General features: G+C 58.9%; 21 protein-coding genes. 10 read left to right on the top strand and 11 right to left on the bottom strand.

The genetic code is table 11. From position 1 onward, the window contains the following. The first annotated feature begins 317 nt into the window (after positions 1-317). The 9 genes from ACI0FG_RS02890 (at position 318) to ACI0FG_RS02850 (ending at position 9293) form a co-directional block, all read left to right on the top strand. Positions 318-1499 carry an iron-containing alcohol dehydrogenase gene (locus ACI0FG_RS02890; RefSeq protein ID WP_419787053.1) on the top strand — a complete coding sequence of 394 codons (1182 nt, stop codon included), beginning with the start codon at positions 318-320 and terminating at the stop codon, positions 1497-1499. A 107-nt stretch (positions 1500-1606) separates the two neighbouring features. Beyond that, positions 1607-2158 (top strand): 4Fe-4S dicluster domain-containing protein, encoded by a 552-nt coding sequence (locus ACI0FG_RS02885; protein ID WP_419787052.1) that lies wholly within the window; start codon positions 1607-1609, stop codon positions 2156-2158. Continuing rightward, positions 2155-3057: a CoB--CoM heterodisulfide reductase iron-sulfur subunit B family protein gene (locus ACI0FG_RS02880; protein WP_419787051.1), complete on the top strand. Its 903-nt coding sequence runs from the start codon at positions 2155-2157 to the stop codon at positions 3055-3057. Before ACI0FG_RS02885 ends, ACI0FG_RS02880 begins: the two co-directional genes overlap by 4 nt. After that, on the top strand, positions 3057-5012 hold the full coding sequence (locus ACI0FG_RS02875) for a 4Fe-4S binding protein (protein ID WP_419787050.1): 1956 nt from the start codon (positions 3057-3059) through the stop codon (positions 5010-5012). The genes ACI0FG_RS02880 and ACI0FG_RS02875 overlap by 1 nt, the downstream gene beginning before the upstream one ends. After that, the gene (locus ACI0FG_RS02870; protein WP_419787049.1) at positions 5003-5476 is read left to right on the top strand and encodes a hydrogenase iron-sulfur subunit; all 474 of its coding nucleotides are present in this window, start codon (positions 5003-5005) and stop codon (positions 5474-5476) included. The genes ACI0FG_RS02875 and ACI0FG_RS02870 overlap by 10 nt, the downstream gene beginning before the upstream one ends. A gap of 11 nt (positions 5477-5487) precedes the next feature. Further along, on the top strand, positions 5488-6450 hold the full coding sequence (locus ACI0FG_RS02865) for a 4Fe-4S dicluster domain-containing protein (protein ID WP_419787048.1): 963 nt from the start codon (positions 5488-5490) through the stop codon (positions 6448-6450). Further along, entirely contained in the window at positions 6450-7520 is a 1071-nt protein-coding gene (locus tag ACI0FG_RS02860) for a 4Fe-4S dicluster domain-containing protein (RefSeq protein WP_419787047.1), read from the top strand. The genes ACI0FG_RS02865 and ACI0FG_RS02860 overlap by 1 nt, the downstream gene beginning before the upstream one ends. Next, positions 7513-8355: an FAD/NAD(P)-binding protein gene (locus ACI0FG_RS02855; protein ID WP_419787046.1), complete on the top strand. Its 843-nt coding sequence runs from the start codon at positions 7513-7515 to the stop codon at positions 8353-8355. Before ACI0FG_RS02860 ends, ACI0FG_RS02855 begins: the two co-directional genes overlap by 8 nt. A gap of 119 nt (positions 8356-8474) precedes the next feature. Next, complete coding sequence (locus tag ACI0FG_RS02850; RefSeq protein ID WP_419787045.1) at positions 8475-9293, top strand: hypothetical protein; 819 nt, start codon at positions 8475-8477, stop codon at positions 9291-9293. 5 nt (positions 9294-9298) lie between these two features. Here ACI0FG_RS02850 and ACI0FG_RS02845 read toward each other — a convergent pair whose 3' ends face one another. Then, positions 9299-9493, bottom strand: coding sequence for a hypothetical protein (locus ACI0FG_RS02845; protein WP_419787044.1), 195 nt, complete (start codon positions 9491-9493; stop codon positions 9299-9301). 367 nt (positions 9494-9860) lie between these two features. Between ACI0FG_RS02845 and ACI0FG_RS02840 the strand changes: the two genes are divergently transcribed. Continuing rightward, positions 9861-10841: a molybdopterin-binding protein gene (locus ACI0FG_RS02840; protein WP_419787043.1), complete on the top strand. Its 981-nt coding sequence runs from the start codon at positions 9861-9863 to the stop codon at positions 10839-10841. Between the two features lie 150 nt (positions 10842-10991). Here the strand turns inward: ACI0FG_RS02840 and ACI0FG_RS02835 are convergent, their stop codons facing one another. The 10 genes from ACI0FG_RS02835 to ACI0FG_RS02790 form a co-directional block, all read right to left on the bottom strand. Beyond that, a complete protein-coding gene (locus tag ACI0FG_RS02835; RefSeq protein ID WP_419787042.1) occupies positions 10992-11732 on the bottom strand; it encodes a FadR/GntR family transcriptional regulator in 741 nt (246 codons plus the stop codon). Between the two features lie 359 nt (positions 11733-12091). Further along, positions 12092-13240 (bottom strand): (Fe-S)-binding protein, encoded by a 1149-nt coding sequence (locus tag ACI0FG_RS02830; RefSeq protein WP_419787041.1) that lies wholly within the window; start codon positions 13238-13240, stop codon positions 12092-12094. A 1-nt stretch (position 13241) separates the two neighbouring features. After that, complete coding sequence (locus ACI0FG_RS02825; RefSeq protein WP_419787040.1) at positions 13242-14612, bottom strand: FAD-binding oxidoreductase; 1371 nt, start codon at positions 14610-14612, stop codon at positions 13242-13244. 110 nt (positions 14613-14722) lie between these two features. Beyond that, entirely contained in the window at positions 14723-16150 is a 1428-nt protein-coding gene (locus ACI0FG_RS02820; protein ID WP_419787039.1) for an SLC13 family permease, read from the bottom strand. 339 nt (positions 16151-16489) lie between these two features. Then, positions 16490-17365 (bottom strand): succinate--CoA ligase subunit alpha, encoded by an 876-nt coding sequence (gene sucD, locus ACI0FG_RS02815; RefSeq protein ID WP_419787038.1) that lies wholly within the window; start codon positions 17363-17365, stop codon positions 16490-16492. Further along, complete coding sequence (gene sucC, locus ACI0FG_RS02810; RefSeq protein WP_419787037.1) at positions 17365-18534, bottom strand: ADP-forming succinate--CoA ligase subunit beta; 1170 nt, start codon at positions 18532-18534, stop codon at positions 17365-17367. Before sucC ends, sucD begins: the two co-directional genes overlap by 1 nt. 91 nt (positions 18535-18625) lie before the next feature. Beyond that, on the bottom strand, positions 18626-19171 hold the full coding sequence (locus ACI0FG_RS02805; protein WP_419787036.1) for a 2-oxoacid:acceptor oxidoreductase family protein: 546 nt from the start codon (positions 19169-19171) through the stop codon (positions 18626-18628). A gap of 5 nt (positions 19172-19176) precedes the next feature. Beyond that, positions 19177-19977 carry a 2-oxoacid:ferredoxin oxidoreductase subunit beta gene (locus tag ACI0FG_RS02800; RefSeq protein WP_419787035.1) on the bottom strand — a complete coding sequence of 267 codons (801 nt, stop codon included), beginning with the start codon at positions 19975-19977 and terminating at the stop codon, positions 19177-19179. A 2-nt stretch (positions 19978-19979) separates the two neighbouring features. Then, positions 19980-21137 (bottom strand): 2-oxoacid:acceptor oxidoreductase subunit alpha, encoded by a 1158-nt coding sequence (locus ACI0FG_RS02795; protein WP_419787034.1) that lies wholly within the window; start codon positions 21135-21137, stop codon positions 19980-19982. Further along, entirely contained in the window at positions 21134-21355 is a 222-nt protein-coding gene (locus ACI0FG_RS02790; RefSeq protein ID WP_419787033.1) for a 4Fe-4S binding protein, read from the bottom strand. The genes ACI0FG_RS02795 and ACI0FG_RS02790 overlap by 4 nt, the downstream gene beginning before the upstream one ends. Between the last annotated feature and the right edge of the window lie 551 nt (positions 21356-21906).

Below are 21906 nucleotides of genomic sequence, written 5' to 3'. Positions count from 1 at the left end.
CATAATGGCGGGTTTTCTATATCGAATCACAGCGGGGAATAATGACCCATTTGGCCGATTTGCATGTATCAAAACGACACATTGCGTAACATGCTAAAATAACAGGATATCACCACATGCTCTTTTTAACCGGGTCAGCCCGACACAAAAACAGAACGCGAAAGGCTACAAACCGGCACAAAGGAAAATCAGCATAACACATTGAAATAGTAAATATAACATGATTGGCCCGATCCTTGCTCAAGGGAAGCCGTCACCGCGACGTGGCGAGCACATGTCCCGAGTTCAGTCACCCTTAAACACAAGGACGGAGCATTATGGCAGTTCAAGAACAGGTCAACGGCTTTTTCATCCCCAGCGTTACTCTCATCGGCATCGGCGCCCACAAGGAGATTCCGGCCAAGATCAAAGCGCTTGGCAGCAAGAAACCCCTGCTTGTGACTGACAAGGGCATCACAGGATGCGGCATCACCCAGCAGATCGTCGATCTGCTCAAGAGCCACAAAATGAGCTGCGTTGTGTACGACGAGACGGTTCCGAATCCCACCGACAAGAATGTGGCCGACGGTGTGAAGGTCTACAAGGACAACAAGTGCGATTCCCTGATCACCCTGGGCGGCGGCAGCTCCCATGACTGCGGCAAGGGTATCGGCCTGGTCGTATCCAACGGCGGCAAAATTCATGATTTCGAAGGCGTGGACAAGTCCACCAAGCCCATGCCCCCCTACATCGCGGTGAACACCACGGCCGGAACCGCTTCCGAAATGACCCGTTTTTGCATCATCACCGACACCTCCCGCAAGGTGAAGATGGCCATTGTCGACTGGCGTGTCACTCCCGGCATCGCCCTGGATGACCCGCTGCTCATGATGGGTATGCCCCCGGCGCTGACCGCAGCCACCGGCATGGACGCCCTGACCCACGCCGTTGAGGCCTATGTTTCCACCATCAGCACCCCGATGACCGACGCCTGCGCCGAAAAGGCCATCCGCCTCGTCTTCAAGTTCCTGCGCCGCGCCGTTGCCAACGGTCAGGATGTAGAGGCCCGAGAAGGCATGTGCTACGCCCAGTACCTGGCCGGTATGGCCTTCAACAACGCCAGCCTCGGCCACGTGCACGCCATGGCCCACCAGCTGGGCGGCTTCTACGATCTGCCCCACGGCGAATGCAACGCGATCCTCCTCCCGCACGTCGAAAAGTTCAACCTCATCGCCCGCGTGGAGCGGTTCGCGGAAATGGCCGAAATGATGGACCAGAACATCACCGGCCTGAGCAAGCGCAACGCCGCGGAACTGTGCTTGGATGCCATCAAGCAGCTCTCCGCCGACGTAGGTATCCCCACCGGTCTGGTCGAGCTGGGCAAGCGTTACGGCAAGGATGTCAAGATCGAAGACATCGCCATCATGACCGCCAATGCGCAGAAGGACGCCTGTGGTTTGACCAATCCGCGCCTGCCGCGTGATGCAGACGTCATTGCCATCTACGAATCCGCAATGTAAGTCCTCCCTTTCAACGGGAGCGGAGTTGTTACTCCGCTCCCCTTCGAACACTCGATTTCGGACGGAGCCGACCCCGTCCGTTACAAACGAAACGGAGATTTGCGTCCATGCCATCCAGTCCCAAAGATTATGATTCCGAATTCGTTGCCGAGGTACAGCGCGAGAGCGAGCAAAATCTCGCCCTGTGCTACCAGTGCGGCAACTGCACCGCAGGGTGTCCGGTTTCCTTTGCCTACGACTACACGGTCAACCAGATCATGCGTCTGGTTCAGGCTGGGAGAAAAGAGGAAGCCCTGACCTCCCACGCAATCTGGCTTTGCGCCTCCTGTGAAACGTGCACCACGCGCTGCCCCAACGACATCGACGTCGCCCGGGTGATGGACGTGCTGCGGCATATGGCCCGCCGGGAAAACATGGTCAGCGAAAAGGCTGTCGGCGCCTTCTGGAAGGCCTTCCTGGAGTCGGTGGAAAAGCATGGCCGGGTCTTCGAACTCGGGCTCATGGCAAATTACGCGGGCAAGACGGGCCGGATGTTCACGGACGTGGACCTGGCACCCATCGCCCTGCGCAGAGGCAAGCTCGGCCTGAAGCCGCACGACATCAAAAAAGTGGCCGAAGTGCGCGGCATCTTCGAGCGCTACCGGGAGCAAAAGCAATGAGTCTTCGTTACGCCTATTATCCGGGTTGCTCGGGGCTCGGCACCTCCCTCGAGTACGACACCTCCACCCGCGCCATGTGCCGCAATCTCGGCATAGAGCTGGTGGAAATCCCCGACTGGAACTGCTGCGGGTCCACTCCGGCCCATGCCGTGGATCATCTGCTGTCCGCCTGTCTGGTGGGCCGCAACCTCGCCATTGCAGACGAAATGGCCGAGGACAGCAAGTTCGACGGCATCATCACGCCGTGTCCAAGTTGCCTGAAGAATCTCAAGACCACGCAGCATCGCCTGGCCAATCCCGACTTTCACCGCAAGGTGGAACTTGTGCTGGGCAAGCCCCTGAAGGCCGTGCTCCCCATCAAGTCCGTGCTTCAGGTAGTGGTCGAGGACCTCGGCATCCAGGCCCTGGCCGATCAGGTCAAGGCACCGCTTGAGGGAATGAAGGTCGTCCCGTACTACGGCTGCATCATGGTCCGCCCACCCAGGATCATGCAATTCGACGATCCGGAAAATCCCATGGCCCTGGACAAGCTGCTTGCGGAATTGGGCGCCGAGGTCCTGCCTTTCGCCCTCAAGACCGACTGTTGCGGCGCATCGCTGGGCACCACCCGCAAGGATGTGGTGGCCAAACTTTCGGGACGCATTCTGGACGCGGCAGCCGCGGCCGGGGCCGACGCCATCGTCACGGCCTGCCCCCTGTGCCAGATGAACCTGGACATGCGCCAGGCCCAGATCAACCGCGCCAACAAGAGCGGCCACAAATTGCCCGTATTCTACTACTCCCAGCTTGCCGGACTCGCAGCCGGACAGGATGAGACGAGCACCATGCTGAACAAACTCTGCGTCAGCCCGCGCCCGCTGCTCAAGGCGCTGGCCCGGCACAACGGCGAGGGGGCGTAATGAACATAGGAGTTTTTGTCTGCCACTGCGGCAGCAATATTGCCGGAACCGTGGATACCGAGGCCGTGGCCAAGGCCGCCCTGGATTTCCGCGAAGTAGTCTTTGCCACCGACACCATGTACGCCTGCTCCGAACCGGGCCAGGCGGGCATCGTGGACGCAATAAAGACCTATGACCTGGACGGCGTGGTGGTGGCATCCTGCACCCCGCGCATGCACGAGGCAACCTTTCGCCGCACCCTGGAACGGGCCGGTCTGAACAAGTACATGTTCGAGATGGCCAACATCCGCGAGCATGTTTCCTGGGTGAGCAAGGACAAGGAAGCGAACACCCGCAAGGCATCGGAGCTGGTGCACATGGCCGTGGAGAAGCTGCGGCGCAACGACTGGCTCCAGGCAGGGGAGTTCGACATCAACAAACGGGTCATGGTCATCGGCGGCGGCGTGGCCGGCATCCAGGCCGCCCTGGACTGTGCCGACGGCGGCCTCGAAGTCATCCTGGTGGAACGCGAGCCGAGCATCGGCGGCAAGATGTCCAAGCTGGACAAGACATTCCCTACCGTGGACTGTTCCAGCTGCATCCTCGGCCCCAAGATGGTCGATGTGGCCCAGCATCCCAACATCACCCTGTACACCCTCTCCGAGGTGGATGCGGTGGACGGGTTTGTGGGCAACTTCAAGGTCACGGTGCGCCGCAAGGCCGCCTATGTGGACTGGAACGTCTGCACCGGCTGCGGGGAGTGCACCAGCAAATGTCCCAGCAAAAAGACCCCGGACCGTTTCAACGAATTCATCGGCACGACAACCGCCATCAACATTCCCTTCCCGCAGGCCATTCCCAAGAAGGCGAGCATCAACCCCGAGGCCTGCATCATGCTGACCAAGGGCAAATGCGGCGCGTGCGCCAAGGTCTGCCCCACCGAAGCGATCCGCTTCGACCAGCAGGACGAACTGGTCACCGAAGAGGTGGGTGCCATCATAGCGGCCACCGGCTACGACCTGTTCGACTTCACCCGGTATGGTGAATACGGCGGCGGCCGGTACCCGGACGTCATCACCTCCATGCAGTACGAGCGGCTCCTCTCCGCATCCGGTCCCACCGAAGGCCATATAAAGCGGCCCTCGGACGGCAAGGAGCCTCAGGACGTCGTCTTCATCCAGTGTGTCGGCTCGCGCGACAAATCCATCGGCCGTCCTTACTGCTCCGGCTTCTGCTGCATGTACACGGCCAAGCAGACCATCCTGACAAAGGATCACCTGCCCGAATCCCAGTCCTACGTATTCTACATGGACATCCGGGCACCGGGCAAAAACTACGACGAGTTCACCCGTCGGGCCATGGAAGAGTATGGCGCCCGCTACATCCGAGGCCGCGTCTCCGCCATCCAGCCCAAGAACGGCCGTTATCTGGTCAAGGGTGCGGATACCCTGCTGGGACAGCAGGTGGAAATCGAGGCCGACCTGGTCGTCCTGGCCGTCGGCGCTGAATCCGCCAAGGGCGCGGGCGAGTTGGCCGAGAAGCTCCGCATCTCCTACGACCCGTACGGATTCTTCCTGGAAGGGCACCCCAAGCTCAAGCCGGTGGAAACCAACACCGCAGGCATCTATCTGGCAGGCTCCTGCCAGGGCCCCAAGGACATCCCGTCCTCGGTCGCCCAGGGCGATGCCGCCGCTGCCAAGGTGCTGGCCCTGTTCTCCAAGGACAAGCTGGCCAGCGATCCGCAGGTCTCCGGCGTCAAGCTGGTGCGCTGCATCGGCTGCGGCAAGTGCGAATCGGTCTGTCCCTTCGGGGCCATCGAGATGATCGATTTCCGCGGCATGACCAAGGCTTCGGTCATCGAGACCGTGTGCCAGGGCTGCGGCAACTGTACCGCCGCCTGTCCCCAGGGAGCAATTCAACTGCGCCACTTCACCGACAACCAGATACTCGCCGAGGTGAACTCCTTATGTCTGTAACCGAAGGAAAGGAATTGCGGATCATCGGATTTCTTTGCAACTGGTGCTCCTATGCGGGCGCCGATACCGCCGGGGTCGGGCGTTTCGCCCAGCCCACGGACCTGCGCATCGTCCGGCTACCATGCACCGGCCGCATCAACCCGCTGTTTATTGTTCGGGCCTTCCTGAACGGTGCCGATGGCGTCCTGGTCTCCGGCTGTCACCCGCGTGACTGCCACTACTCGGAAGGCAACTTCTACGCCCGCAGACGGCTTGAGGTCCTCAAGGCCCTGCTGCCCGCCATGGGCGTCGATCCCGGACGTTTCGAATACACCTGGGTTTCGGCCTCGGAAGGACAACGCTGGCGCTCCGTCGTCACCAGCTTCACCGAACAGGTGCACGCCCTGGGGCCCATGCCGCAATTCACCGGCGGCTCCAGCCTGGATCTCTGTCTCCAGCAGCCGATCCAGCCCAACGCGCTGTAAAGGAGTCTCGAATGACATCCCCGCTTGATATATTGAAATCGGAAATACAAAAGGCGCTGCCCGACCTGGATATGGTCATTGCCTGGACCGCCGGGCCGGACAGTCTGAGCCATACCCCCCTGTTCATCACCGAAGAGGCGGACGTGGACCTCATCGCCTGGGACCCCCGCTGCGCACAGAACCTGGCAGGCTACCTGCCCGGCCTGCGCGGCAAGAAGGTCGGCATCGTTGCCAAGGGGTGCGACAGCCGCTCCATCGTCGAACTCTTGCAGGAAAAACTCATCGACCGCGATGACGTGACCATCTTCGGCCTGCACTGCAACGGCACCTTGGACGCCAAGTCCACGCGCACCGCTCTGGGCTCGCCCAAAGGCGTCACGAACGTTGCCATCAACGGCGGCACGGTCCGCATTACCCTGAACGGAGAGGAAAAAACGCTCTCCCCGGCCGAATCCGTACAGCAGAAGTGTTTCCACTGTACCGGTGCCGATGCCGAGGTCTGCGACCACTTCATCGGCGAGCATGGCCAGCCCCCCCGGCTGGAAGGACAAGGGGAAACCACCCTGGAACGGCTGGAAGCCATGAGCATGGAAGAACGGCTCCGCTTCTGGGAAGACCAGATGACCCGATGCATCCGCTGCTATGCCTGCCGTTCCGCCTGCCCCCTGTGCGTCTGCCAGGACCACTGCGCGGCCCAGAGCCGCGATCCCCACTGGGTGGATCAGACCGATCATCCACGGGAAAAACTGATGTTCCAGGCCATGCACGCCCTGCACACCGCTGGGCGCTGCACGGAATGCGGCGAGTGCGAGCGGGCCTGTCCCATGGACCTGCCCATCATGACCCTGAAGCAGGTGCTCAACCGCAACATCAAGGACATCTTCGACTACCAGGCCGGGATGGATCCGGACCAGACCCCACCCCTGTTCGAGTTCCGTGAACAAGAGAAAAACATCAAGGAGAGGGAGTGGTAATGGCGACCGCAAGATACATAGCAAACGACAAGCTCATGCCCTGGCTCCTTGTCCTGGCCGAATCGCGCCGGGTGCTGGCCCCCATACGCACGGGCGGCCGGACGCTGTTCTCGGAACTGACGGAGGAGAGCGAGCTGAATTTGAACGGACTGGCCGACGAATCGGCCAAGGCGGCCCTTTTGCCCCGCTGCGAGCCGCTGTTGGAGTTTCATTATTCAAAGGGAGAAGGCGTACCGTCCAGGACCAATTTGGAGGTACGCGAGACACTGCCCGATCAGGAGACCTTTCTCTTTGGAGTAAGGCCCTGCGACGCAAAGGGGTTCAGCGTATTTGACCGCGTCTATGACGCAGGAGAGCGCCGGGACATTTATTACTGTACCCGACGGGACAAAACGCTGATTGCGTCGATCGCCTGCACCGATCCCGCAGAGACCTGCTTCTGCAACCGCGTCGAGGGAGACCCCGGCAGCACGGAAGGAACCGACATTCTGTTCACGCCCGTCAAAGACGGATTCGTGGCTGAAGCCGTGACCGACCGGGGCGACGCGTTCCTACAGGAGCAGCCTCTGGTAGATGCCGGTGACAGGAAGGAGGAAGCCCGCAAGGTCCGCGAGGCTACGAGTCGGGCTATGCCCGCGGGCGCCCCCCTCGGGGGCGCCCCGGGCGAAGTGCTTGAACTCTTCGAGGACGGAGAGTTCTGGGACAAGATCACGGCCAAGTGCCTCAGCTGCGGCGCGTGCAGTTATCTCTGCCCCACCTGCTACTGCTTCAACATGACAGACGAAATAAAAGGCGACGACGGCGTCCGGGTTCGCACCTGGGACAACTGCATGTCCTTCCAGTTCACCCTGGAGGGCAGCGGGCACAACCCGCGCAACAGCAAAGCCCAGCGCATGCGCAACCGGATCGGCCACAAGTTCAGCTACTACCCCGCACTGCACGACGGCAAACTCGCCTGCGTGGGCTGCGGCCGCTGCATCGTCAACTGTCCCGTGTCCATGGATGTGCGGGCTATCGTCGGCAAGGCGCGGGAGCGCGCCCAGGCCAAGGAGGAAAAGGTCAATGACTAACAGCCACGCATCCAATCTCTATCTTCCGCAAATGGCCACCATTCAGGAAGTGATCGACGAAACGCCAAACATCAAGACGTTTCGCGTGACCCTCAATTCCGAAGAGGCCATGCAACAATTCAAGTTCGAGCCCGGCCAGGTGGGCCAGCTCTCGGTCTTCGGAGTGGGCGAATCCACGTTCGTCATCAACTCCTCCCCCACCCGCATGGACTACCTGCAATTCAGCGTCATGCGAGTTGGCGAGCTGACCGAGCGGCTGCACAAGCTGCGGGCAGGAGACCAGATCGGCGTGCGCGCTCCGCTCGGCAACTGCTTTCCCTATAAGGACATGAAGGGCAAGGACATCGTCTTCGTAGGCGGCGGCATCGGCATGGCCCCCCTGCGCACCCTGCTCCTCTACATGCTCGACAACCGCGACGACTACGGCAAGATCACCCTGCTTTACGGCGCTCGGAGCCCCTCGGACATGGCCTTCAGCTATGAGCTGCCGGAGTGGCTGGAACGCGACGACATGGTAACGGAGCTGACCGTGGACAACGGCACGCCGGACTGGAAGCACCATGTGGGACTCATCCCCAACGTGCTCAAGGAGATGGCGCCCTCTTCCGCGGACGCCTATGCCGTGACCTGCGGCCCGCCGATCATGATCAAGTTCACCATTCAGGCCCTGCATTCCCTGGGGTTTGAGGATGAACGGATCATCACCACCCTGGAAAAAAGGATGAAGTGCGGGGTGGGCATCTGCGGCAGGTGCAACATAGGCACCAAATACGTCTGCAAGGATGGACCGGTCTTCTCCAACGCGGAACTGCGGGAGTTGCCCAACGAATTATAGACGCCTCTACCCTAGCCTCCGTGGTCCGGAGCGGCAACTGTCGCTTCGGGCCACGGAACCGGGGAGCGTCTCCGGGACAGAGCTGTAACGTCCTGCCCCGCGCCAGAGGAGGATCAAGAATGTACGACGACGATCTGATTGATGGATGGATGGGACAAGGCTGGACGCCTGATCCGGCCAATGGTGCCGGGGCGCTGCTACTGACCCCGCGCGAGAGCGCCTTCCTCAGCCTGCCGCCGGAACTCTTTTTCGCCTCGGAACTTTTCCAGGGACGGTACGTGCGAAGCAGAGCCCGCGTGCACGACTATCCCATACAGTCGACCTGCTCGCATCGCACGCTGCTCTATACCGGAGAGCGGCTCGACCAGTTCGACCAGGACGTATTTCTAGCCTGCGCGGCCCGGTTTCCCCGACAGACATCTTCTGCACCGTGCGCCCTCAAGATAGACCTCAGGAGTCTGGCAAGGGAAGTGCTCAAAAGGGCGGGTGCCGCAGATCGGCGCCGGGTGGCCGATTCGCTGCGCAGGCTGGAATCCGGACGGATCAAAATACGCGACGGCCGGTTTACCTGCTATTTGCAACCGATCCAGAAGGCGATGTTCGACATCAAGGCGGACCTCTGCATCATCGAACTTAACCCGGAGATGCTCCGCGCACTGCAAGGCCTGGACAATCTCCAGGGATTCGTCCAGGAGCGGTTCCGGCTGCCGAAAGTCTCCATGGATCGCTGGCTGCACGGCGTCATGCACTACAGCGACCGCATCTGCATCCCCTTCGCGGGTCTCCCCGCCCTCTCGGGCAACGCCGATGCCCTTCCAGTCCAGGTGGAGGAATCGTTGAATCGACTGCGTGGGTCGGTGCGGATGTATCGGCTGAGCATGGGAGAGGGTGGACTCGAAATCAGTAGGAATAGAGAATCGGGCGGGGAGAAAGGATGAAGGACCTAGTTGATGGAACCGCCCTGGTACTCGTACATGATGCGGTCCGCCAGCGGGGCGTGTTCGTAGTCGGCCCACTTGTAGTCGGCCTGGCTCATGAGCCACTGAATGACTTCGGCCTGGCTGCCGGGAGTGCCCGGGTATTCCACGACCTTGGAAATCTTCTCGCCAAACGCATTGATTTCGATGGCTATCTTCATAACTACTCCAATTTTTTTCAATACCCGGGACGAAGCGACGCTCCTACACGATCAGCTCCGGCCCCGATGCATTCCTGTTGAGTGGGTCCGGCGACAGGCGGTTTTCCTTAAGCTTACTGCCTGGCGTCGGCTCCACCGACAACTGAAAATCAGCGTCGATGCGACCGAGGTAACGCAGGTCCGGGACTGCGTCAAACAGGTGATAATCAGTATTTTTCGCGGGGGTTTGGTAGAAAAATCATCTTTTACAAGATGTTATGGATATTTTTTTCTGTTGGAGAAAAAATAAAAAAATATAAATCGAATTTAATCTCACACTTTTTCTCCAAGGTCAAGGGGCTTGGTGCAGCAACAAGGAGTCTCGTCCATGAAGGTAGTTCCGGTAGAAGACGCCGTAGGCAAAATGCTCTGCCACGATATGCCCGGCAGGCCAGAGGACGAGGGACCCCTCTTCCACAAGGGACACAGGGTTACCGAAAGCGATATTCCCGACCTGCTGCGAATCGGCAAGGAGGAAATCCAGGTCCAGGACATTCCCCACGGGAAACTGGACAGTGACACGGCCGCCCTGCGCGTAGCCCGGGCAGCTTCCGGGCCATGGCTTTACCCAGGCCGCCCGCAGGATGGCTACGTGAGCATGACGGCCGCCCCCGGCCTGCTCGACATCAATGTGCAGGCGCTCTACGAAATCAATGCCATCGGGGAAGCCGTGCTGGCCACCCTGCACCACGGCACGGCCTTTACCAACCCATGCGAGGTTGCCGGGGTACGCGTGGTCCCCCTCCTCGCCGACGAGGCTAAAATCGAACGTATAGAGGCGCTCTGCGCGGATGCCTACCCGGTCATTCGGCTGCGGCCGCTCAACCACTTGCGCGTAGGCATCGTGACCACCGGCAGCGATCTATTTCAAGGCAAGGTCAAGGATACATATGGCCCGGAATTGAAACGGAAGCTGGGACTACTGGGATCGGAAACCGTACGGCAGACGTTTGTCGGCGACGATACGGTAGCAACCAGAAGCGCGGTTCAGGAGTTCGCTGCCGACGGCGTGGACATGGTCCTGGTAACGGGCGGAATGTCCAGGGAACCGGACGCCCAGACTCCGGCGGCCATACGGGCAGCCGGGGCCGAGCTGGTGGCGGACAGAGCGCCTACCCTGCCTGGTGCACTGTTTCTGCTGGCCTACCTCGGCAAGGTGCCTGTACTGGGCTTGCCTGACGAAAACAGCTGCGGCCGGGCGTCGATCTTCGACCTGGTAGTGCCCAGGCTGCTGGCCGGGGACCGCATCTCCCGATCCGACATCCTTTCAATGGGGCATGGGGGGTTTTGCTCCGGCTGCTCACCCTGACGCTATCCGCTCTGCGCCTTTGGCAAGGCGGATTGACCAGGGTATGCCTCCCGGCATGACGGGCGCAACACAGCAACATAGATCCGGCCCCTTGCATAAGGGAGCCGAAAATCACAGAACCGGTATGATCCAAAGAAAAGTCCGGTCAGACTATTGGGGCTCGCAGAGCACGTAATCCAGCTTGATGCCCTGTCGCAACGCGCTGTTGAGCAGGTGCTGATGCACGGCCTTCCGGGCGCCGCAGGGGCATTGCTTTTCAATGGCCTCATATATCTCGGAGTGTTCCTTGAACACTTCTTCCGCGCGCTCCATATTCTGATTGGAAAGCGAACGGGCCTGCTGGACACCCATGAGCAGCTTGGAGGAAAGAAAGCGTAGGAAATTCACGATATATTCATTGCCCGCAGCTTCGGCAATCATGGCATGGAAGCCGTAGTCGGGCATCAGGCCGCTCACCTTTTCAGCCAAGGCGCGCTCCATATCCTTGAGGCAGCGCTCCATCTTCTGAAGCTGTTCCTCGCTGCGCCTCATGGCAGCCAGTGCCGCACTTTCGCCCTCCACCACCAACCGGAACTCAAGGATATTGGCCTTGTTTTCGGCAGAAGCGAACTCCGCAGGCAAGGTAAATATCTTTCTGTTTCCTTCCTGGCAGACAACAGGGCCGCTCCCGCGCTTGGACTGGATGATACCCTCGTACTTCAGCCGGGCAAGCGCCTCGCGCACGACCGTCCGGCTGACATTGAACGACTTGGCCATATGTGTTTCGGAAGGAAGCACGTCGCCAGGCTTGAAGTCTCCAACTTCAATCTGCTTTGCTATAACTCCCGCCAACTCTTCAGGAAGAGAAGGACGCTGTCCCAGACTATGCGAAATCGTATTTGAACCACTCATAGAGCCTTACTACCCTTGATAAAAGTTTTTATCAATTCAAAAGAGCCCCACAAATAAAATCAACGTTATTGTCTAGTTTATCCACCCCTGCGAATAATAACAGCGACAACAACCAATGGCGCCGGGATACTCTACAGCATTTCGAGCACATCATCCGTCACCGATTCACACCAAAATGGACAAAAAGCGGGGCCCCTATCCGGCAAGGATGGGGCCCCGAGGCTAAGGGAAAGTGGAGGAATATTCCGTAAGAGAGAAAGCCTGTCCTATGCTAACCGTGGGAGCAGTCTCTCACAAGCCGACATCATGGCCGACGGCTCATCATTTCAGAACCCATGACCGCCCTTGTTCACATCAGGCTAACAATCTACCAGATCCAACCAGTGGTATACGTGGACACCCTTCGGGGCGGCAGCCGTCAGCTGTATGGTGCATCCGCTGCAACTGGTCACGATGCTGTCCACGTTCTCCGGGAACCCGTCGATACACTTGTCGGCCAGGGAACGGGACAGGTCCGCGTTGGTCAGTTGCAGGATGCCACCCATGCCGCAGCACAGAGCCTCGCCCTTGATGAGGCCGGGCATTCCCTTTTCCAACAAGGGCTTGTCCATGTCCGTACCCCAGTGGCAGGGCTGGTGATAGCCGTACCGGCTCGGTTTTTCCCGGGTAAGGGACCATATGGGCGCGACCAGCAGGCTGCTCAGGGGAGTCAGGCTGTTCTGCCATTCCTCCACCTCTTCCGGCTTGAGGACCGACTCGTCGTAGGCCTTCAGAGAGTGGTGGCAGGAGGCGCAAAAGACCGCAATGCGGGGTTTCCCGGCAGCGCGCCACGCCTTTACATTGACCTTCTGCATGGCGTCCATCCGACCCAGCAGGCCAGCGGTATGCATGGTACCGCCGCAGCAGCCGAAGTCGCGGTTTTCCACAACGTCATACCCCCAGCGATCAAGCAGCTTCGTGGCCTTGGCCTCCCACTGCGGCCGCACATTGCGAGCCGTGCAGCCGGGGAAGATCATCACAGCCTCGGCATTGCTCAATGGGGTTGCGGGAGCAATGCGTGCCCACGGCTCGATGTTCCGGGTACGGTTGACCATGGCCTTGGCCGAATCCAGCGACGGCTGCAGCTTCTTCGGCGCGATGTTCTCCGGAACAAGCGAGGCGAGCATGGCGAGGGACGGCCAGGTTGGCCCCATGTGCTCTATCCACAGCTTCCAGAAGTGTTGAGACCAGTTGGGATGCTTGGCGCGCACCTCGGAGAGCAGGTCCGCAGTGGACAGCTTCCGGGCACACACCTGCTGGCATCTGCCGCAGCCAACGCAAAGCCGGGCCAGTTTCTGAATATTCTTCCAGTCCAAACCGGAAGCAACATCCTTTCCCTCTCCGTACTCTTCATGGAGCGGCTCAAGCAGCAGACGCTTGCTTTTCGGGGCGTACTGCTCACGAGAATAATGTTGAAACACGGGGCATACTCTGAGGCATTCCCCGCACTGAGTGCAGCCTCTTTTCATATCAGTATCCCTTTTTGGGGTTGAGGATTCCGTTCGGATCAAACAGGGCGCGGACATTTAACATCATCTCGTGCTCGTCCTTGCCCAGCTGCAACCCCACGTTCTTGATGCAGCCGATGCCGTGCTCGCCGGAGAGCGTGCCGTCGAATTCCAGGGCGGCCACGTCGATTTCCTCGTGCGCCTTCATGGTGCGTGCGGCATCATCCTTGTCGGTGGAATCATAGTGCAAATTCGCGTGAATATTACCGTCTCCGGCGTGGCCGAAGGCGATGAGACGCTTGCCGTTATTGGCGGCCAGTTCCTCGAACCGGCGGACGGCGTTCAGGATCTGACCGCGCGGCACAGCGATGTCGCCGCCGATGCGGTCCGGGCCGAGCACGTAGCACGATGAGGTAATCTTCCGGCGGTAGGACCAGAGTTCGTCCTCTTCCTCACCAACGCCGACCTTCTTCCACAGCGCGCCGGTAATCTTGTTCGAGAGCCGCTCGATCTCCATTTCCACGGCGACCTTGCTGCCGTCCACCTGGAAGAGAAGCAGGGAATCAACTTCCTTGGGCCACGGCGTCTCACCGGTCTTCTTCAAAATTTCCAGCACCAGCTCGTTCATGAACTCCACGGCCGAAGGCAGGATGCCAGCCGCGAAGATGCTGCCCATGGAAACCAGCGCGTCATCAAGGCTGGAATAGCCGACGAGGATGGAAGCCGTGGAGGTCGGCTTGGGAAGCAGTTTGAGATAAAGCTTGGTGATGATGCCGAGGGTTCCTTCCGAACCGACCATGAAACGGGTCATGTCCAGACCGACGACATCCTTTTGCGTCCGGCCGCCCAGCTTGAGCAGCTTGCCTCCGGGCAGCACCACTTCACACCCCAGAACATAATCGCGGGTGACGCCGTATTTGACGGCGCGCAACCCTCCGGCACAGGTCATGACATTGCCGCCGACGCTGGAAGCCTTGCTGCTGGCGGGGTCCGGCGGATAGAAAAGGCCGAGCTTGCCACACTCCTGCTGCAGATAGGCCGTATTGACGCCGGGCTCGATGGTCGCGACGAAATCGGTAGTAGAAATATCCAAGATCTTGTCCATGCCGACCATGGAGACGACAATGCCGGGAATATCCGGCACACAGCCGCCGGAAAGGCTGGTTCCCCGCCCCCGGGGATGGATGACAATCTTTTCCTCATCGGCCCACTTCAGCAGGGCCTGCACCTGAGCGGTGCTAGTAGGGCAAACGGCAGCCAAAGGCTCTCCAACAAGATTGCTGGCATCCGAGGCGTACACCCGCAACGACGGCTTATCGAATTTTACATCATCCCCGAATGTTTTTTCCAGGAATTCACGGTGTGCGGTTGTTAGTTCTGTGGTGTATTGCATTATCTTCTCTTGCTATGTTTATCCGTGCACGTACTGTCTCGCACTGCCGAGGCACAACGTATGATCAAAACGGGACATGGAGCCGGGGCCTTTCGGCCCCGGCCGGGTGACTAACCGAAGAGTCCCAACCAGGACCAATAGGTATAAACCATAATCGACATGAATGTAGCTGCGAACAAACTCATCACGGCACCAACCTTGATCAGTTCCGAAGAGGTAATCTCCTCGGTGGCAAGACCGATAATGTTGGGCAAGTTGGATACCGGAAGCAGATACTGGTGAATGACGTTCATGCTGACCAGCACGATGATCGGCGTCATGTTCACGCCCTCGAACTTGGGCATTGCCGCCATGACCAACGTGTAGGCGATGATGACCGGAACCAGTGCCGTGGTCTTGGGACCGCCACCGGTAAACAGCACCTGAAGGGCAAGCAGCATCCATATGAGGATGACGACCTGAAGCTTGATATCCAGCGCGGCCAGGGGAGAGAGGAACGTCTTGGCAAGCCAGGGCGCTGCTCCGCTGGTCACGAGGATGCCGCCCATGGACAAACCGGCACCATACACGATGAAGATGTTCCAGGGCACTTTCTTCTGCGCGTCCTTCCAGGTCATGACCTGCTGCTTTCCGGGCAGGATCATGGCCAGAACAGCCAGCAGGGCCACGGTAACGGTGGACATGTGGTGAATCCGGCTGGTGGACCACAGAAGCAGGGTCGCCAGGAAGACACAGAGGGTGTACTTTTCCTTGAAAGTAGCCTTGCCGAGATCGGCCAGGGACTGCTTAACATGGGCGCGCCCGGCGGAGATGTCCTTGACGTCCGGCGGAAACATTTTGATGATGATGGCGACGGCAAACAGACCACAAATGATGGCCGGAGGAGCGCCTATCTCGAACCAGCGTCCCCAGCTGATGTCGCCGTGGGCGAGATCCTGCAGGTAGCTCAAGGCGATCGGATACGCCGCGTGGGAAGTCAGAACGGCCATACAGAACATGGTGCCGGTAATCGTCACCACGAAAATAAGTCCCTTGACCAGGCTGCTTTTCCCGTGCTCCGCACCGAAGGCAAAGCCCATTTCGGTGATGATGGGCAGGACCAGCAAGGTCTTGGCCGCCAAAGAAGGAATAAAGAAGGTCATGATCAGACAGATTACAGCAACGGCCCAATAGAGCCCTGTCGCCGTTTTTCCTATCTTGTCCACGGTTAAGAGCGCGATGCGTTTGGACATCCCGCTGGAACTCATGCCCGCAGCCATGACCATGCCCAGGGTTACAATCCAGACACCTCCGCTGGCGTAGCCCATGAGAGCTTGTTTAAGGTTTGCCGCGCCGAAGATTACCAACAGCGCGATAATGCTGAATCCGCTTTGGGCATCGTCCAGGGCTTGCGTTATCCAGACGATGATGGCGAAAATGCCGACTCCCAAAGCAACCTTTCCTTTATACCCGAGACCTTCAATCGCCGGAGTAAGAAAGACCATAGCCAACAATCCCGCAACAGCACAACAAAGACTGATAATTTGCTTTTTGCTCATCTTCTCTCTTGATCTCTGTTTGGGGTGAAACTCATTACCTCTCGCCAACATGTTGCCGCTGCACCCATTGCACGGCCTTGCGTCCCCCCTTCACTCCTGCAAAGGTTTTTTGTTTAAAAATGAGCATGATACGATACCGTTTTGCAAAACTCGGTACGCAAGGCATCCCCGGATGCGATTCAGGCATCCCATGTCGTTCATTCGACGAGGCACGAATATGTCCCGGAGAAATCTTCGGCAGGAGAGAGGAGCGGCACCGGACGGCTGGTGTTTTTGATCCTTGGGGTGACGGTTGACCGGCACCGGCTCCTCATGCTCATCTTTTCAAAAGGGCAAGTCCTATTTGGACAACGCGGCGGCTACGGTTTCACCGAGGCGGCCAAGCTCCCTTACGACGGTAACGCCAGCTTCGCTGAGCGCTTTTATCTTGTCCTCGCCCCGTCCCTTGGAGCCGCTGATGATGGCACCAGCGTGGCCCATGCGCTTTCCGGCAGGGGCAGTGAGGCCTGCAATAAAGCCGAAAACCGGCTTGGGATAGTTTGTTTCCTTGATGTAGGCGGCAGCCTTTTCTTCATTGTCGCCGCCGATCTCACCAAGAAGGCATACCGCCTCGGTTTGATCATCATCCCTGAACATCTTAAGAATATCAATGAACTTGAGGCCGGGGATGGGGTCGCCGCCAATGCCGATGCAGGTGCTCTGGCCGAGTCCCGCAGTGGTCAGCTGATGGACAGCCTCGTAAGTGAGGGTGCCGGAACGGCTGACCAGGCCGACATGGCCGGGACGGTGGATATAGTCGGGCATGATGCCGATCTTGCACTTGCCGGGGCAGATGACGCCGGGGCAGTTGGGACCGATGAGAAGGGTTCCGTGGCTCTTCAGGAACGCCTTGCACCGCACCATGTCCAGCACGGGAATATGCTCGGTGATCAGGACAACGGTCTTGATTCCGGCGGCTGCGGCTTCGCAGGCGGAATCGGCAGAGGCCATGGCGGGCACGAAGATGATGCTCGTATCAGCACCGGTGGCCTCAACAGCCTCCCGCACGGTATTGAAGACCGGAAGGCCGAGGGCTTCCTGACCGCCTTTGCCGGGGGTCACGCCAGCTACGATATTGGTGCCGTAGTCCAGCATCTTCTGACCGTGGAAGGAGCCTTCACGGCCGGTCAGGCCCTGGACTATTACCTTGGTGTTTTCGTCAAAGAGGATACTCATCAGTTTGACCCCCGAGTTAAATCTGCAATGGCGTGGGCCGCGTCGGACATGGAATCGGCAAGAACGAAGTTCATCCCGCTTTCCTTGAGCAGCTTCTTTCCAGCCTCCACGTTGGTACCTTCCATGCGGACCACGGTGGGCAGGGTGAAGTTTGTCTGCCGAGCCGCCTCGACAATGCCTTCGGCCACGATGTCGCAACGAAGGATTCCGCCGAAGATATTGATGAGAATGCCGCGCACATTGGGATCGGAGAGCATAACCTCGAATCCCTTGGTCACCATCTCAACGTTGGCTCCGCCGCCAGCGTCCAGGAAGTTGGCCGGTTCGGCACCCGCCTGCTTGATGGCGTCCATGGTGGCCATGGCCAGACCGGCTCCGTTCACCATGGTGCCAACATAACCGTTGAGCTTGACGTAGTTGACGCCCAGCTCGGCGGCCTTGCGCTCCAACGGATCCTGTTCTTCCGGGTCCGCCAGTTCCTTGATCTCGGGATGGCGCTTCAGGCCGCTCTCGTCGAAGTTCAGCTTGGCGTCGAGGACGATGAGGTCGCCCTCCTCGGTCACGGCCAGCGGATTGATCTCCACCTGGGTCGCGTCCTTTTCCACGCAGAGCTCCAGGAGCTTGGTGATCAGTCCTACGCCCTGACCGACCTGCTTGGGGGTCAGGCCGCAGGCAAAAAGCAGCTCACGCGCCTGGAAGGGCCAGATGCGCTGATCGCTTTCCAGAGGCACGGTAAAGATGCGCTCCGGATGATTCTCGGCCACTTCCTCAATGTCCATGCCACCGTCGGGCGAAGCCATGACAGTCAGGCATTCAGAACCGCGGTCCAGCACGACGGCCAGATACAGCTCGCGGGCGATGGCAGTTCCCTGCTCCACCCAGACGCTGTTGACCTTCTTGCCTTCCGGTCCGGTCTGATGCGTAACCAGCTGCATACCGAGAATCTTTCCGGCAGCATCCTTGACGGCGTCCATATCCTTGCAGACGATGACACCGCCGCCCTTGCCGCGGCCTCCGGCGTGGATCTGCGCCTTGACGACCCGAATGGGGCCGGGCAATCCCTTTGCCGCTTCAACAGCCTCTTCAACGGTTCTGGCAACGGCGCCTTCGGGAACCGGGATGCCCTTGCACTTGAACAGCTGCTTGGCTTGATATTCATGAATATTCATTGTCACTCCTTGAGATAGGGACCGGTCTTAAGCCGCTCCCATGGAGGGGAATCGCGGGTGCGGACTCCGCACCCGCGATGTTATCCCTTACTTACTTCAGGTATTCCTGCGCCAGCTCCTCGCCCAACAGCAACGCCTCACGGTTGGAGGCAAAGAAAGCCTCCTTGAAGCGACGATGGACGACCCGCTCAACAGACTCCAGCGACACGGCCTTGGTCAGCGTGACCAGGGCACCGAGGACGCAGATGTTGAATGCTACGGGCTTGCCGAGTTTGGCAATGGTGGATTTGTACATCGGCAGTCCGATCTGCTTGGCGTCGATCTTGGGATCGACCTGGACCAAGGAAGAATCGTACAGCGACATTCCGCCCGGACGGATCAGGGGCAGGTACTTAACGGCGGCTTCCTCGGTGAGGGCAACCAGGTAATTGGGCTGCAACACCTTGGGGAAGTAGATTTCCGAATTGGAGATGATGACGTCGGAACGGGAGGCTCCGCCGCGGGCTTCCGGCCCGTAGGACTGGGATTGAACAGCGACCAGCCCCTCTTCCACGGCAGCGGCCTCGGCAAGGATGATGGCCATGGTAATGACCCCCTGCCCACCGGAACCGGACAACAAGAAACGATATTTTTCCATGGCGGTTACTCCTTGCCCAGCCGGGCTACGACTTTCGAGTACTCTTCGCAGTACTCCGGGCGCTCCTCATTCTTGAAGATGCCGCGAGGAATCAGGCCTTCATTTTCTTCCAACTTCTTCGAACCGAGCGGAGCGGTGTGGTCGCGGTAGAATTCCAGCATTTCCACAGCGCCGCCCATCTTGTTCTTGCGGCCAAAGTAAGTGGGGCACTGAACCATAACCTCGACAACGGAGAAGCCCTTGTGGTTGAAGGCTTGCTTCAGGATCTTGCCCATTTCCTTGACGTGGAAGGTCGTGGTCCGGGCAACAAAGGAGGCACCCGCACCCATGGCGAGCTCGACGGCATCGAAGTCGTTATCGATGCTGCCGTAGGGAGCCGTGGTTGCCAGGATTTCCCGGCCGGACAGCGGCGAGAACTGGCCGCCGGTCATGCCGTAGATGCGGTTGTTCAGCACGATGGCCGTCATGTCGATATTGCGCCGACAAGCGTGGATGAAATGGTTGCCGCCGATAGCCATGGCGTCGCCATCACCCATGGGCACGACAACGTTCAGGTTGGGCTTTGCCATCTTGGCGCCGGTGGCGCAGGCCAGAGCGCGGCCATGCATGGTGTGCATGGTATGGAAGTTGACGTAGCCGGAGATACGGGCGGAACAACCGATGCCCGAAACCATGCACATGGAGTTGGGGTCCAGCCCCAGTTCGTCCACGGTGCGCAACAGGTTGTTCAGGACAATGCCATGCCCGCAACCGGGACACCAGATGTGCGGGAAGAAGCGTTCGCGAATAAGATCTTTACAAGACATGATTATATACCTTTCCCTTCAATGACTCGCATGACGTTCCCAATGTCGGTCGGGGTAACAAGGACACCATCCAGCCGATTCACGAGGAAGACCTGGTCCGGGTTGTCGACGGCCTGCTTCACCTGAGCGGTGACCTGGCCCATGTTCAGTTCGACAACGAATACGTGCTTGGCGTTGCGGGTCTTCTCACGAACGACTTCCTTGGGGAACGGCCAGATGGTCTGGAGTTCCAGCAGGCCGATCTTGTGGCCCCGCTGACGCCGGGACTCGACCAGATGACGGGCGCTGCGAGCCGGTCCGCCGTAGGAAATGAGCACTTCCTCGGCATCGTCGAGATAGAATTCCTTCCACATGGCCAGCTCGCTGGCGTGGGTCTCGATCTTGTCGACCAGATGATGCAGCAGCTTGGCGACCTGATCGGGATTTTCGGTGGGGAAGCCCCAAATGTCATGATACAGACCGGTCACGTTGAAGCGATGCTCCTCGCCGTAGTCGGACATGGGCAGACGTCCGTCCTCGCGGGCAAGGTAGGGGTGGTAGTTCACACCCGGCTTCACATCGGTCTTCAGGCGCTCGACAACGGGAAGCTCCCCTTCCTCGGGGATGGTCAGGGTCTCGCGCATGTGGCCCATGGTCTCGTCAAACAGCAGGATAACGGGAGTACGGTAAGTCTCGGCGATATTGAACGCCTTGACCGTGATGGCGAACATGTCCTGAATGGTGGAGGCGGTCAGCGCGACGATGGAGTGCTCGCCATGCGTACCCCAACGGGCCTGGTTGACGTCGCCCTGGCCGATCTTGGTGGCCAGTCCGGTGGACGGTCCGGCCCGCTGCACGTCAACGACGACGCAGGGGATTTCCGCCATGCAGGCATAGCCGATGGCCTCCTGCTTGAGGGAAAAACCGGGGCCGCTGGTTGCCGTCATGGCTTTGCAACCGGCAAGGGAGGCACCGCAAACAGCGCTCATGGAAGCGATCTCGTCTTCCATCTGAATGAAAGTGCCGCCGACCTTGGGAAGAAAAATGGCCAGGTTTTCCGCAATCTCCGTGGAAGGAGTAATGGGATACCCTGCAAAGAATTTTACGCCGGCATAGAGAGCGCCGCGAACACAAGCCTCATTTCCCTGTACGAATATGGTGTTAGGTGCGTTCTGACTCATAAGGCCGCCTCGCTACTCTCTTTCGACCCTTTCTTGGAGGGCTTATTCACTTCAATTGCCAAATCAGGGCAGTACAACTCGCACATACCACATGCGATACATTTTTCCTTGTCCGATACGGCCTTCTCATCTTTAATCAAGATAGCCCCTTTTGGACAGAAGGCAGCGCAGATACCGCACCCTTTGCACCACAATGTGTTGATGATAACTGGATCCATTTCTTTCTCCAGATTGTGATCCCCCTCTAACAGAAGAGAATCGGTTGTTTTGTAGGCAAGCACCACTTGAAACCTGCCATGCCAGTGTCGGTCATACGGACAACCAACGGGATCAATACAGTCGACGGATGCATCAGGCGGAATTGCAAAGAGCCGGCTTGTCTCAACCGCCTTCCCATACAGTACGACTGCCTGTTTGTATGACAATCGTTCAAACAATGCAAGAGGGATAGACAAAAAAAGACGACAAATAAAAATGTTTTATTTCAGCGTGTTATAGAATATATTAGAGAAAGGACAAAAGATAGAGCATCAAATTCGTCACAAATTTTATCCTTCCGCCCTTTGACGGCGTGATGTGCGAAACTCTGAAAAGAAAATATAAGGCCATTGGTCCAGTCTTGGATGACGCCCTGAAAAAACGGCGGACGTACCGGGAACACTTGAAATGGACTGCGGTCCGCCAGCCAAGCCGCGATATCCATCACCCGTTGCTGGGTAAAGGCTGCCGGGGATTCTCCACCTGACGGCTTGCCAACCCCTGAAAGATA

This window comes from Pseudodesulfovibrio sp. 7M6 (assembly GCF_050058625.1).
Taxonomy (GTDB): domain Bacteria; phylum Desulfobacterota; class Desulfovibrionia; order Desulfovibrionales; family Desulfovibrionaceae; genus Pseudodesulfovibrio; species Pseudodesulfovibrio salinus.
The sequence above is the reverse complement of the archived record's forward strand: the minus strand, read 5'-3'. Positions and strand labels throughout refer to the sequence as shown.